Annotated in this window: 11 protein-coding genes; 8 read left to right on the forward strand and 3 right to left on the reverse strand. The window is 63.1% G+C overall.

The genetic code is table 11. The features are described 5' to 3' along the window. Positions 1–212: 212 nt before the first annotated feature. On the reverse strand, positions 213–1019 hold the full coding sequence (gene blaOXA / locus ACMGE0_RS19640; protein ID WP_436817568.1) for a class D beta-lactamase: 807 nt from the start codon (positions 1017–1019) through the stop codon (positions 213–215). A gap of 104 nt (positions 1020–1123) precedes the next feature. Between blaOXA and ACMGE0_RS19645 the strand changes: the two genes are divergently transcribed. The 5 genes from ACMGE0_RS19645 (at position 1124) to ACMGE0_RS19665 (ending at position 5179) form a co-directional block, all read left to right on the forward strand. Then, positions 1124–2014 carry a LysR family transcriptional regulator gene (locus ACMGE0_RS19645; RefSeq protein ID WP_436817569.1) on the forward strand — a complete coding sequence of 297 codons (891 nt, stop codon included), beginning with the start codon at positions 1124–1126 and terminating at the stop codon, positions 2012–2014. 144 nt (positions 2015–2158) lie between these two features. Next, the gene (locus tag ACMGE0_RS19650) at positions 2159–3451 is read left to right on the forward strand and encodes an Hsp70 family protein (protein ID WP_436817570.1); all 1293 of its coding nucleotides are present in this window, start codon (positions 2159–2161) and stop codon (positions 3449–3451) included. Positions 3452–3736: 285 nt separating this feature from the next. Next, a complete protein-coding gene (locus ACMGE0_RS19655; RefSeq protein WP_436817571.1) occupies positions 3737–4633 on the forward strand; it encodes a uracil-DNA glycosylase in 897 nt (298 codons plus the stop codon). Positions 4634–4805: 172 nt separating this feature from the next. Continuing rightward, positions 4806–4997, forward strand: coding sequence for a hypothetical protein (locus tag ACMGE0_RS19660; RefSeq protein ID WP_436817572.1), 192 nt, complete (start codon positions 4806–4808; stop codon positions 4995–4997). Between the two features lie 26 nt (positions 4998–5023). Continuing rightward, positions 5024–5179 carry a hypothetical protein gene (locus tag ACMGE0_RS19665; protein ID WP_436817573.1) on the forward strand — a complete coding sequence of 52 codons (156 nt, stop codon included), beginning with the start codon at positions 5024–5026 and terminating at the stop codon, positions 5177–5179. A 13-nt stretch (positions 5180–5192) separates the two neighbouring features. On the opposite strand, the gene ACMGE0_RS19670 is transcribed toward ACMGE0_RS19665, so the two are convergent. Next, positions 5193–6131, reverse strand: a complete 939-nt coding sequence (locus ACMGE0_RS19670) for a DMT family transporter (protein WP_436817574.1) — start codon at positions 6129–6131, stop codon at positions 5193–5195. A gap of 308 nt (positions 6132–6439) precedes the next feature. Between ACMGE0_RS19670 and pepN the strand changes: the two genes are divergently transcribed. After that, positions 6440–9088, forward strand: coding sequence for an aminopeptidase N (gene pepN, locus ACMGE0_RS19675; protein WP_436817575.1), 2649 nt, complete (start codon positions 6440–6442; stop codon positions 9086–9088). A 166-nt stretch (positions 9089–9254) separates the two neighbouring features. Here the strand turns inward: pepN and ACMGE0_RS19680 are convergent, their stop codons facing one another. After that, on the reverse strand, positions 9255–9806 hold the full coding sequence (locus tag ACMGE0_RS19680) for a TetR/AcrR family transcriptional regulator (RefSeq protein WP_436817576.1): 552 nt from the start codon (positions 9804–9806) through the stop codon (positions 9255–9257). A 140-nt stretch (positions 9807–9946) separates the two neighbouring features. Between ACMGE0_RS19680 and ACMGE0_RS19685 the strand changes: the two genes are divergently transcribed. Next, positions 9947–11146, forward strand: coding sequence for an MFS transporter (locus tag ACMGE0_RS19685; RefSeq protein WP_436817577.1), 1200 nt, complete (start codon positions 9947–9949; stop codon positions 11144–11146). A 166-nt stretch (positions 11147–11312) separates the two neighbouring features. Next, on the forward strand, positions 11313–13649 hold the full coding sequence (locus ACMGE0_RS19690) for a PAS domain-containing sensor histidine kinase (protein WP_436817757.1): 2337 nt from the start codon (positions 11313–11315) through the stop codon (positions 13647–13649). The last annotated feature ends 103 nt before the right edge of the window (positions 13650–13752 follow it).

Genomic DNA, 13752 nt, shown 5'->3' on the forward strand with positions numbered 1-13752 from the left:
TCAAAAAACTGCCGTCTCAAAGAATCCCTTTTAGACCTGCATGCAACTCAAGAAATTCCATATGCGATTCCCCTGCCGCTCGCGGGGAGAAGGGATATGCCGCACCGGTTTCCGTCATCTTCAGCGCAGCGTGTGGCACGTCCCCTCTCCCCGCATGCGGGGAGAGGGCTAGGGTGAGGGGCAATTACGCCAATCAAGCGCGACGCACGGTCTCAAAACCCCTCCGCCAGCTCCGGAAACTCCCTGATCAGCCCGTCCCGCACGACAAAGCTGATCGGATCGCCCTTGTACCGTTTCGTGTCCACCAGCAGCCTTGCGAAGATGACGCGCCGTTCGTCCTTCATCGCCCAGCCGACGAACCAGCCGAGCGGGCGGTCATAGTCCACCTTGCCGGCCTTGTCGCGCAGCCAGCCGGAGCCGGTCTTGCCCTGGATGTCCCAGCCGTCGCCCGCCGGAAAGTGCGGGATGATGGCAAGCGTCATGTCGACGGCATGTTCGGAGACCGGCAGGCCGCCCGTTAGGAAGCGGCGGATGAACTGCACCTGCTGGTCCGCCGAAATCTTCAGCGACGACATCAGCCAGGATTCGGTCAGGCCGCCGGAAACGTCGCGATTGCCGTAACCGAAGCGCTGAATGTAATCGGCAAAGGCTTTGCTGCCGAGCTTGCGGGCGATCTCCTGCGAATACCAGACGATCGAATCCTTCTCCCAGATGACCGGATCGACATCCTTCTTCACCCGTTCCGGACCGCCGAACTTCGCCTGGTATTTCCAGCGCGGGTTCTCGGAATCCACCAGGATGCCCACATCATAGCCCATCATGGCCAAAGGCAGTTTGAAGGTGGATTGGGGGTAAAAGCCCTGATCGCAGGCGCCCTGGCGATAGAGCGGCTCGCCGCTGTCCTCATCGATGATGACGGTGCAACGGATCGGTTCGGCCGCCCTCACGGATGCACAATCGAGAAAAGCCGCTGTAATTCCGAGAGAAAAGGCGAGAAGAAGAGAATTCCTGAAAGCCATGATCGTACTCCGTTGGATTGGACACGGCTTTTCTAGGTCGCCTTGCAAGCCCCAATCAAACGATGATAACTGCGGGCAGGCATGAATTAAACTAGGGCATCGCCATGGTCCGGCCTTATTTGCCGCTGAACGCGCTGCGCGCCTTCGAGGCCGCCGCGCGACACCTTTCCTTCACCCGAGCAGCGATCGAGCTCTGCGTCACGCAGGCCGCCGTCAGCCATCAGGTGAAGCTTCTGGAACAGCGGCTCGGCGTGACGCTCTTCCGCCGCCTGCCGCGCGGGCTGATGATCACCGAGGAAGGACTGGCGCTTTTACCCTCGCTCCAGGAAAGCTTCGACCGGATGGCCGACATGCTGGACCGGTTCGAGGGCGGCCACGTGCGGGAAGTGCTGAAGCTCGGCGCGGTCGGCACGCTTGCGGTCGGCTGGCTGTTGCCGCGGCTTCACGATTTTCGGGAGAAGTATCCGTTCGTGGACCTGCGGCTTTCCACCAACAACAACCGCGTCGACATCGCCGCCGAAGGGCTCGACTACACGATCAAGTTCGGCAACGGCGCCTGGCACGATATCGAGGCGGAAGCGCTGTTCGAAGCGCCGCTTTCGGTGCTCTGCATCCCGCCGATCGCCGGAGAGCTCAAATCGCCCGAAGACGTGGCGCATCAGACGCTGCTCCGCTCTTACCGCGCCGACGAATGGCCGAGCTGGTTCGAGGAGGCGGGCGTCGCCTCGCCGCCGATCCGCGGCATGGTTTTCGATTCATCCGTGCTGATGATCGAGGCGGCGCTGCAGGGCGCCGGCGTGGCGCTCGCCCCGCCCCTGATGTTTTCCCGCCAGCTTGCGGCAGGCGCGATCGAACAGCCCTTCGACATCTACATTTCCAAGGGCAGCTATTGGCTGACGCGGCTCAAGTCCCGCTCCGTGACGCCGGCCATGGAGATGTTCCGCAATTGGCTCGCGGAACAGGCCGCGGAGGTGAGGCAACCCTCGGAAAACTGATGCGTCCGGGCTTGCCATCCGCCTTCCCTTGTGCGATCACGCGCGCTCTCAAAACATCTCCGGGCGCACATCAGCGCCCTTTTCTTGTTCGGGGCCTGTTGGCTCCGGTTCAATGATCTTCGGCGGTATAAAAGGAGCACGGCCATGGCACGGGCGCTCGGGCTTGATTTCGGCACGACGAATACGGTTCTGGCGCTTTCGGACGGCGGTGCCGCCACGCATTCCATGTCGTTCACCAGCAGCGCCGGCATGGCCGACACGATGCGTACCGCGCTTTCCTTCATGAAGGACCCGGTGATGGGTGCGCAGGCGCTGAAGGTCGAGGCGGGACAGGCGGCAATCCGCCAGTTCATCGACAATCCGGGCGACTGCCGTTTCCTGCAGTCGATCAAAACCTTTGCGGCGAGCGCGCTCTTCCAGGGCACGCTGATCTTCGCGCGCCGGCATGTCTTCGAAGACCTGATGGAGATATTCCTGCGCCGCCTGAAGACCTATGCCGACGACAACTGGCCGACCGAAGTCTCGCGTGTCATCGCCGGACGCCCGGTGCATTTCGCCGGCGCCAATCCCGATCCGAAACTCGCCGTCGAACGCTACAACGTCGCGTTGACCCGCCTCGGCTTTCCGGAAATCCACTATGTCTACGAGCCGGTCGCGGCGGCCTATTACTTCGCCCAGACGCTGAAATCCGACGCGACCGTTCTCGTCGCCGATTTCGGCGGCGGGACGACGGACTATTCGCTGATCCGTTTCGAGCGGAAGGCCGGCAAGCTCGCGGCGACGCCGATCGGCCATTCGGGCGTCGGCATCGCCGGCGACCATTTCGACGCGCGGATGATCGACAATCTGGTTGCGCCCGAGATCGGCAAGGGCACGTTCTTCAAGAGCTTCGACAAGGTGCTGGAAGTGCCGTCCGGCTATTACGCCAATTTCAGCCGCTGGAACCAGCTTTCGATCTTCAAGACCACGCGCGAATTCAACGACCTGAAATCGCTGGTGCGCTCGGCACTCGATCCCGACAAGCTGGAACTCTTCATCGATCTCGTCGAACACGACGAGGGATATCCGCTCTATCAGGCGATCTCGGCCACCAAGATGGCGCTCTCGGGCGCGGAAGAGGCGGAGTTCCATTTCCCGCCGCTCGGGCGAGCCGGCCGCAAAACCGTCAGGCGCGCCGATTTCGAAAGCTGGATCGCCGAGGATCTGGCCCGCATCGAAGGCGCGCTGGACGAGGTGCTGGAGAAGACCGGCACCAAGCCCGCCGACATCGACAAGGTGTTCTTGACCGGCGGCACCTCCTTCGTGCCGGCGGTCAGGCGCATCTTCACGCGAAGATTCGATGCGGACAAGATCGAAAGCGGCGGAGAATTGCTGTCGATCGCCCACGGCCTCGCGCTGATCGGCGAAAGCGACAACGTGGCGCAATGGGCGGCGTGAGGGAGAACGTCGCGGCCAATAATTCTCCTCTTTTAGAGATACGCAGCGGTGCGTGGAGCCCCTCCCCCTTGTGGGGAGGGGTTGGGGAGGGGGAACTTTTGTTGCCCCGAGAAACACCCCTCCCGCCTGCCGGCCACCAACCGGGGACGGGTCGCTTGCCCCGTCCCGTCCTCCGGACCCCCACAAGGGGGAGGGTTAAGTATGCCGCGCCGCCCTGCCCCAACCTCCGCCCCCATTGCCCGAAACCAGTTCCCACTTTTAGACGGCATGCTATAGGGTAATCCCATGAACGCCGCCAAAGATCTCGATCCGTCCGAGCTTGCCGCCCTTCTGCATTTCTATGCGGATTCGGGCGTGGAATGGCTCGTCGAGGACGAGCCGGTCGACCGTTTCGCGCAGTTCGCCGCCCAGAAGGCGGCGCAGGCGGAAGCGCGGATGCCGGCAGCGGCGCGGCAGCCGGCGGAGAACGCGCAGAACCCCACGTCCCGAACGGAGGGCGCCGCTTCAACGCAGAAGCGCACCGCTCCCGCCGCGCGACCCGCAGCCCCCGCCTCCCCTCCATCGGTCGCGGTGCCTGACGGAGAAGCGGTCGCCTCGGCGCGGTTCGCCGCCGAAAGCGCCCGGTCGCTTTCCGAACTCAAGACGGCGCTGGAAGCCTTCAACGGCTGCAACCTGAAGAACGGCGCCCGTTCCACCGTGTTCGCGAGCGGCGATCCGGCTTCCGGCATCATGGTGATCGGCCCGATGCCGAATGCCGACGACGACCGCGACGGCATTCCCTTTTCCGGCCGGCAGGGGCAGCTTCTCGACCGTATGCTCGGCGCGATCGGGCTTTCGCGCGAAACGGTCGTGCTGACCAATATCATCCCCTGGCGGCCGCCCGGCAACCGCATGCCTTCGCAGGCCGAGATCGACATCTGCCGGCCGTTCCTCGAACGGCAGGTGGCGCTCGCCGAGCCGAAATTTCTGCTGCTGCTCGGCAATTTCCCGGCGCACTTCTTCTTCGGCGGCAACGGCACGATCCATTCGATGCGCGGCGAGTGGCGCGACATTTCGTTTGCGGGGATCGATGCGGCGGTCATCGCGACGCTGCATCCGCAGGAGCTTCTTGCCGCACCGGCCAACAAGGCGCTCGCCTGGCAAGACCTTCTGACTTTCAAAATCCGGCTTTCCGCCCACTAATTGCCCGCATTTCCGGCAAACACGTCCGAAATTTGCGCAAAGTTACAAAAATATGAAGATCGCCATGCGTTTAGCGCATGGCAGCGCAGCGTTCTGTTGCATTGCAGAATCGATGTTGCAGTGCAATATTAAGGTTGTGTCTTGGGAGGAATAGGTTTAAGGAACCAAGGCCATGACGACGCGCTTCCGCCCGATCCATTCGGGCTTCGAAACCCTCCGGCTCGCAGGCCTCCCGCCGCGGTCGACGCAGGGCTATCACCGTTTCGGCTCCGCGACGAACGAGCAGATGACGTCCCGCGCGCTTTCGCGCCCGACCGGCATTACCCGCCCGGCTGCCGTCTTCGCCGATTTCCGCGAACGCTGATCGAAACCGAACAGAAGGAAGCTGCCATGACGACGGTCCTCCTCCATCCGATTCGTGCGCTGCGTGAAAACCTCTCGCATATCGGCGTTGCCGTGAACGCCTCGCGTGAACTCAGCCGCGCGGGTGCGGCCCGGTACAGTTCCGAAAAGGTCAACCCGGTCACGGCGGCCATCCCGCTCTGAAGAATTTCAGGTCTCACGCCCCCGGCGGCGAGGCCTTGCGCGCCGCCTTCCGCTCCAGCCCAAGCTGGTGTTCGCGGTAGATGATGAAAATCCCCGCCGATACCGTGATCGCCGTGCCGATGAGCATGGGCACCGTCGGCACATCCCCGAACAGGACATAGGCGATGCCGATCCCGAGCAGGATCGACGTATATTCGAACGGCGCGACCGTCGAGACGTCGGCATTGCGATAGCTTTCGGTCAGGAATATCTGGCCGATCCCGCCGCAGAAGCCGGCGCCGATCAGGAACAGCGCCTCCGACGCCGTCGGCGTCACCCAGCCGAAGGGCAGGCTGAGCAGCGAGAACAGCGCCGCCGTCAGCGAAAAATAGAGTACGATCGTCGCCGTCTTCTCGGTGCGAACGAGCTGGCGCGTCTGGATCATCGCAAAGCCCGCAAGCACCGCGGAGAGGATGACGGCCGCCGCCCCCATCGCCTGTTCCGACCCCATACCGCCCTCTTGGAACATGGTCAGCTTCGGCCAGGAGATGATCACGACGCCGATCATGCCCACCATGACCGCCGTCCAGCGATAGACGCGCACCGTCTCCTTCAAAAAGATCGCCGCGAAGACGACGGCAAGCAGCGGCGAGGAATAGCCGATGGCGATCGCATCCGGCATGGGCAGGTGCACGAGCCCGTAGAAGCCGCAGATCATCGACAGGATGCCGAGAAAGCCGCGCTTCAGGTGGCCCGAGAGGCTTTCGGTGTGGAAGGAGCCGCGCAGCTCACCCTGGACGGCGAGATAGGCCATGATCGGCACGAGCGCGAAGGCGGAGCGGTAGAAGGTGATCTGGCCGGCGGGGATATCGGGACCTGCGGACTTGATGCAGGTCTGCATCATCACGAAAATCACGACGGAGGAGACTTTGAACATGATCCCCCGCAGGGGATTCAGCGCATCGGCGGCCATAACAACTCAAAGAAATTCCAGGCCCCGGGAGGAACGGAGCCTGGCTGGAGGGGAGGATTCAGTTTGTCGGCAGAGTAACGGAAAAGTGGCGTGAGGGGGATCAAAACTGATGATAGGTCCATCAATATCCGTGACTCGATGAAAATTTCCGCGAAATATAGAGGGGCAGAATGTGTCATTTCGCTTCGGTTTCAACAATCGTTTAGCATTGCGTGCAAGTATGTGCCCGGCATCGAGCAATGCTGAAGATTAAGGGGCGCGAAAGCGCTCCAGACGCCATTTCATAAAAAGCCGGTTCAGGAAGCAACATGCGAACAGATACGGGCCAGATCGTCCATCTGGCAGATTACCGCCCCACCGATTTCGTCCTGGAACGCGTCGATCTGACCTTCGAGCTCGATCCCACCAACACGAAGGTGGAAGCACGGCTGATCTTCCACCGGCGCGAGGGCGTCGATCCTTCCGTTCCGCTCGTGCTCGACGGCGACGAACTCACCCTTTCCGGCCTCCTGCTCGACCAGTCGGAAATTCCCGCCAGCCAATACGACGCGACGCCGGAAAGCCTGACGATCTGCGACCTGCCGGCCGAAGCGCCCTTCGAGATCACCGTCACGACCTTCGTCAACCCGGAAGCCAACGGCCAGCTGATGGGTCTCTACCGCACTAGCGGCGTCTATTGCACCCAGTGCGAGGCCGAAGGCTTCCGCCGCATCACCTATTTCCCGGACCGGCCGGACGTGCTGGCCCCCTACACGATCACCATTATCGCCGACAAGGCCGCCAATCCGGTCATGCTGTCGAACGGCAATTTTCTCGGGGGCGGCAATTACGACGAAGGCAGGCATTTCGCCGCCTGGTTCGACCCGCATCCGAAGCCTGCCTACCTCTTCGCGCTGGTCGCCGGCGATCTCGGCGTGGTCGAGGATATGTTCGAAACCATGTCCGGACGCGAGGTGAAGCTGAAGATCTATGTCGAGCATGGCAAGGAGCCGCGTGCGGCCTATGCCATGGACGCGCTGAAGCGCTCGATGAAATGGGACGAGGAACGGTTCGGCCGCGAATACGACCTCGACATCTTCATGATCGTCGCCGTCTCCGACTTCAACATGGGAGCCATGGAGAACAAGGGCCTCAACGTCTTCAACGACAAATACGTGCTCGCCGACCCCGAGACCGCGACCGATCAGGACTACGCGAATATCGAGGCGATCATCGCGCACGAATATTTCCACAACTGGACCGGCAACCGCATCACCTGCCGCGACTGGTTCCAGCTCTGCCTCAAGGAAGGCCTGACGGTCTATCGCGACCACGAATTCTCGGCCGACCAGCGTTCCCGTCCGGTCAAGCGCATCGCCGAGGTTCGACACCTGAAATCGGAACAGTTTCCGGAGGATGCAGGCCCGCTCGCCCACCCCGTCCGCCCGACGAAATACCGCGAGATCAACAACTTCTATACGACGACCGTCTACGAGAAGGGTTCGGAAGTCACCCGCATGATTGCCACGCTGCTCGGCAGGGCGGATTTCAAGGCGGGCATGGACCTCTATTTCGAGCGCCATGACGGCCAGGCCGTCACCGTCGAAGACTATGTGAAATGCTTCGAGGATGCGAGCGGCCGCGACCTCACCCAGTTCTCGCTCTGGTACCACCAGGCCGGCACGCCGCTCGTCACCGTTTCGAGCGACTACGACCAGAAGAAGGGAACGTTCACGCTTTCGCTCGAGCAGATGATCCCGGCCACGCCGGGTCAGCCGAACAAGGAGCCGATGCACATCCCGCTCTCCTTCGCGCTCATCCTCGACAACGGTTCGCTTGCGACGCCTTCCGCCGTCAAGGGCGGCGAAGTGACCGGCGACGTGCTGCATCTGACCGATCGCCGCCAGACCTTCACCTTCTCAGGCATCTCGTCGCGCCCGGTGCTGTCGCTCAACCGCTCCTTCTCGGCGCCGATCAATCTGCATCTCGACCAGACGCCCGCCGATCTCGCCCATATCGCCCGCCACGACACGGACCTCTTCGCCCGCTGGCAGGCGCTCACCGACCTCGCCATGCCGAACCTGATGCAAGCGGCGCGCGATGCCCGCGAAGGCAGGGAGGTCACCTGCGATCCGGCGCTCATCGCAGCACTCCTCGAAGCCGCCGCCGACGAGGCGCTGGAACCCGCCTTCCGCGCCCAGGCGCTGACGCTGCCCAGCGAAGCGGACATCGCACGCGAACTCGGCAGCAACAACGATCCCGACGCCATCCATGCCGGCCGCAACGCGATCCTTTCGGCGATTGCCAAGGCCGGGAGCAAGACCTTCCTTGCGCTTTTCGACGATATGAAGGTCGCCGGGCCGTATACGCCGGACGCGGCGAGCGCCGGCAGGCGGTCCCTGCGCAATACCGCGCTTTCCTATCTCACCTATGCGGAAGGAACGCCGGAGCGCGCCGCCAAGGCCTTTGCCGCCGCCGACAACATGACCGACCTTGCGCAGGCGCTGACGCTCATCGCCCATCGCTTCCCGGAAGCACCGGAGGCGGTCCAGGCGCTCGACACGTTCCTGAAGCGGTTCGACGGAAATGCGCTCGTCATCGACAAATGGTTCTCGATCCAGGCGACCATTCCGGGCACGGACGCGCTTTCCCGCGTCGGGAAGCTGATGGAAAACCCACGTTTCGTCGCCACCAATCCGAACCGGGTCCGCTCGCTGATCGGCACCTTCGCCTTCGGCAATCCGACCGGCTTCAACCGCCCGGACGGCGAGGGCTACCGGTTCCTGGCCGGACAGATCCTGGCGATCGACCCGAGGAACCCGCAGCTTGCGGCGCGCATCCTCACCTCGATGCGCTCCTGGCGATCGCTGGAGCCGCAGCGCGCCGACCATGCCCGCGCGGCACTGATGACGATCGAACGCGCCGAGACGCTTTCGACCGACGTGCGCGACATCGTCGAGCGCATGCTGAAGGGGTGAAAGCCGGAGCGCGGGGAGGAGTGCTCTGCGAAGCATCCAACTATGCATCCGTCATGCTCGGGTCTGTCCCGAGCATCTGCAACCATGGCCCATTGAAACTCCGCAGTTCCTCGGGGCAAGCCCGAGGATGACGAAAAGAGCAGTCGCGGCTCATCTGTAGATGGAGTTATCTCCCGAAAAACCGTGCCACCAGCTTCCGGCAATAGTCCGGCGTCGGATCGCGATCCTGAAACAGGATGTGATAGACGATCGGCGCCACGACAAGGTCTATGGCCCCGTTGATGTCGAAAGGCGTCTCGCCGCGTGCCGCGGCCCGTTCCCGCAGCGTCTCCAGGTGATGGTAGGTATACTGGCAGCAGCGTGCCGCGGCATCGCCTTCCATGCTCCCCAGCACGTCCGACATCATCGCACGCCCGACCTTCGAGGACATTTCCTCGGCATATTGCACCATGAACGTTTCAAGATCGGAGGCCATCGCGCCGGTATCCTCCGGATCGGCGATCGGCCGCATGCGGGCGACGGCGACATCCGCCAGAAGCTCGGAAAGATCGCCCCAGCGGCGATAGATGGTCGAAGGCGTCACGCCCGCCTTCTCGGCGATCATCGGCACGGTGATCTCGCTGCGGTCCATCTTCTTGAGAAGTTCGTGGACCGTGCTATGCACCGCTTCCTGAATCCGGGCGCTACGCCCGCCCTGCCGCAACATCTCCCTGGCCATTTTTTTCTCCTTGCCGGCGCCTCCTTTCCTCACGGGATTGGGGGCCGGATATCATTTTCTCTTAATGCAAAGATATTGCATTAGCGGCGAAATGCAACTACATGCCCATAACGCTAAGAAATTGCGTTAAGGTGAAAGCCATGACAAGCCTGCTCTCCGCCTCCCCTTCTCCGGCCGCCCTCCGGATGACCGTCTACAGCTTCATTTTCGCGGTGCTGATCTCCGCGACGAGCAGCGCCCCGACGCCGCTCTACCATCTCTATCAGGAACTCTTCCATCTCTCGCCGGCGATGATCACCTTCATCTTCGGCTCCTATGCCTTCGCGCTGCTTGCGGCGCTTCTGACGCTCGGCGGCCTTTCCGACTATGTCGGACGCCGGCCGGTGATCCTCGCCGCCCTCCTCTTCAACGCAGCCGCGCTGGTCATCTTCATGCTGGCGGAATCGGGCGGCATGCTGATTGCCGGCCGCGTCGTCCAGGGCATTGCCACCGGCATCGCCTTCCCGACCTTCGGCGCGACAATCCTCGATACGGACAAGCGGAACGGCCCCATTCTCAACAGCATCACGGCGTTTCTCGGCCTGATGATCGGCACACTTTCGGGCGGCGCGCTCGTCGCCTTCGCGCCGCAACCGACGCATCTCATCTATGCGATCCTGTTCCTCGTCACCGTCATCGGCATCGTCGCGCTCGCCTTCATGCCAGAGACCACCGCAGGACGGTCCGGCGCGCTCGCCGCGATGCGGCCCCGCATCAGCGTGCCGCGCCGTGCCCGCGGACTGCTGATCAGGGTGACGCCGGTCAATGTCGCGGGCTGGGCGCTCGCCGGCTTCTATCTCTCGCTGATGCCGACACTGGTGGCGGTCGCGACCGGCATCACCTCGCCCTTCGTCGGCGGCGCGGTCGTGGCGACCCTGATGTTGAGCGCCACGGCTTCGGTCTTCGTCTTTCGCGCGCTCGCGCCGCAACGCGTATTGTTCATCGGCACGACCGGGTTGATCGTCGGCGTTCTGATCACGCTCGCAGGCATCGAGGAACAGGCCGTCGGGCTTCTCTTTCTTGGCACGGCCGTCGCCGGTCTCGGCCTCGGATCGATCTTCGCCAACATTCTGAAGATCGTTCTGCCGCTTGCCGAAGGCCATGAACGAGCCGGCCTGTTTGCCGCCTTTCTGGTCGAAAGCTACCTGGCCTTTGCGGTTCCGGCGATCGTCGCTGGCCTTGCCGCTCCCGTGCTCGGACTGTCCATGACCGCCTATATCTACGGCGCAGTGATCATCGTGCTTGCCGCGATTTCCATCGCCGCAACCCGCACCAGCCTCATCGAAAGCCCGGCTGTCTGACGCAGCGCCTCGTCTTCCCGGCGCAGGAATCAATCCGATTCGCAGCCGAATCAAATCGTTAAAAAAATCTTAGCAACCCTCTGGACACGAAGAATCACTAGTGATTCATTAAGTCAGATTCGGGCGAGCGGCGCCTCGAATCATCACGAGGGACCACATGAAGACGATGGCGGACGTGCGGCGGGCAACCGCGGCCGAAGGATGGCTGCGTTTCAAATTTCCGAGCCTGGCAAGTTTGGGGCGCGCCATTCCAAACGAGACCGTCAGGCCGCTTGCTCGGCAGATGCCGCGGGTGGAACTGGTCCTGAAGCGCTCCATTCCGCTCCTCATCATCGCCTTTCTCACCGTCGTCGCGGCCGCACGCATCCTGGGCATCATGGCCGAACACGGCCGGATGCAGGAAGCCGCGCAGCAGTCGACAGCGCTGATCGCAACGGCGGCGCGCGCGGCCTTCTCCGGCGACGCAACGGTCTTTTCCAACGCCGACCGTGCGGCAGCGGAAACGCGTCTCGGCTCCTTCCTGCCGCAGGGCCAGCTCCAATCCGGAGCCTTCGTCCTCCTCGTCGATCAGGCGGGGCGTGTTTTCGGCGGCGCAGGCGACGCCGCCTCCTATATCGGCCGGCGCCTCACATCCGTGCTGCCGGAAATCGCCGCGCTGCGCCGCTTCGGCGACGACAGCAGCGTGATCGAGACCTATTTCGGCGAAATCCCCCACTATGCCGCAATCCAGCCGATCGGCAGCGAAGGCGCACTGATCGTCGCCGCCCATTCGCTCGAAGGCATCAACCGCCTGTGGCGTCACGAAGTTTCGCTCAACGTCACGCTCTTCACCGGCATTTCGGCGATCCTGCTCGTCATCCTCTATGCCTATTACATGCAGGTGAAGCGCGCCCGCGATGCCGACGACACCTTCGTCGAATCCAACCTGCGAATCGAGACGGCACTGTCGCGCGGACGCTGCGGCCTGTGGGATTTCGACGTCACCAACAAGCGCCTCTTCTGGTCCGGCTCGATGTACGAGATGCTCGGCCTGCCGCCGGCCGGCAACGTGATCTCGTTTACCGACGCGGCGCGGATGATGCATCCGAGCGACGGCAACATCTATGCGCTCGCCCGCGCCATCAGCCGCGGCAACGCCAAGCAGGTGGATCAGGTTTTCCGCATGCGCCATGCGGCCGGCCACTATGTCTGGATGCGCGCCCGCGCCCAGGTGGTGAAAACGGCCGCCGGCCGCACCCATGTCATCGGGATCGCCATGGACGTGACCGAACAGCACCGTCTCGCCCAGCGTTACGCGGAGGCCGACCAGCGCCTGGCGGACGCGATCGAATGCACGTCGGAAGCCTTCGTGCTGTGGGACAAGAACGACCGGCTCGTCATGTGCAACACCCATTTCCAGCAGGCTTACGGCCTGCCGGACACCGTACTGGTGCCGGGCACCGAGCGCGCCGCCGTCAATGCCGCCGCAGCCCGGCCGGTCATCGAGCGGCGCGTCGCCGATCCGGACGGCAGCGGCTTTTCCCGCACCACGGAAGTTCAGCTCGCCGACGAGCGCTGGCTGCAGATCAACGAGCGACGCACCCGCGACGGCGGCCTCGTTTCGGTCGGCACGGACATCACGCTCCTGAAGCGCCATCAGGAGCGGCTGCGCGACAGCGAGCGCCGGCTGATGGCGACGATCGGCGACCTGTCCTCCTCGCAGAAGAAGCTGGAGCGCCAGAAGGCCGAGCTTTCGGTCGCCAATGCCAATTACCAGGCGGAGAAGGACCGCGCCGAAGCCGCCAACAAGGCGAAGTCGGAATTCCTCGCCAACATGTCGCACGAGCTCAGGACGCCGCTCAACGCCATCCTCGGCTTTTCGGAAATCCTGGTGAACGGCATGTTCGGCCCGCTCGGCTCGCCGAAATATTCGGAATATTGCAAGGATATCCACGACAGCGGCAAGCATCTGCTCAATGTCATCAACGACATCCTCGACATGTCGAAGATCGAAGCCGGCCATATGCGCATCCAGTGCGAACCGGTCGATCTCAAACCGCTGATCGAGGAGAGCCTGCGGCTGACCTCGATCGCCGCCGAGCACAAGGCGATCGCCATCCGCCAGCGCCTCTGCGACAACCTGAACATGGCCGGCGACCGGCGGGCCTTGAAACAGGTCATGCTCAACCTTCTCTCCAATGCCGTGAAGTTCACCAACGAAGGCGGCAAGGTCGAACTCCGCGCCCGCAGGCTGGAGAAGGGCGTGGTGCTGACCATAGCCGATACCGGCATCGGCATTCCGCAGGAATCGCTTTCCAAGATCGGCCAGCCCTTCGAACAGGTGCAGAGCCAGTATGCGAAGAGCAAGGGTGGCTCGGGCCTCGGGCTTGCCATTTCCCGCTCGCTGATCGCGCTCCACGGCGGCACGATGCGCATCCGCTCGCAGGTCGGCAGGGGGACGGTCGTCTCGCTGCATATTCCCGACCTGCCGCAGCAGGCGACGACCCGGAGAAGATCGGCCTGACGGACAGGTTTAAGGGGAGCTGGACATTTTACAATCGCCCCTCACCCCAACCCTCTCCCCGTTCTGACGGGGAGAGGGGACGTGCCCTGCACAACATTACGGT

Source organism: Neorhizobium descurainiae (assembly GCF_051400715.1).
GTDB lineage: Bacteria > Pseudomonadota > Alphaproteobacteria > Rhizobiales > Rhizobiaceae > Neorhizobium.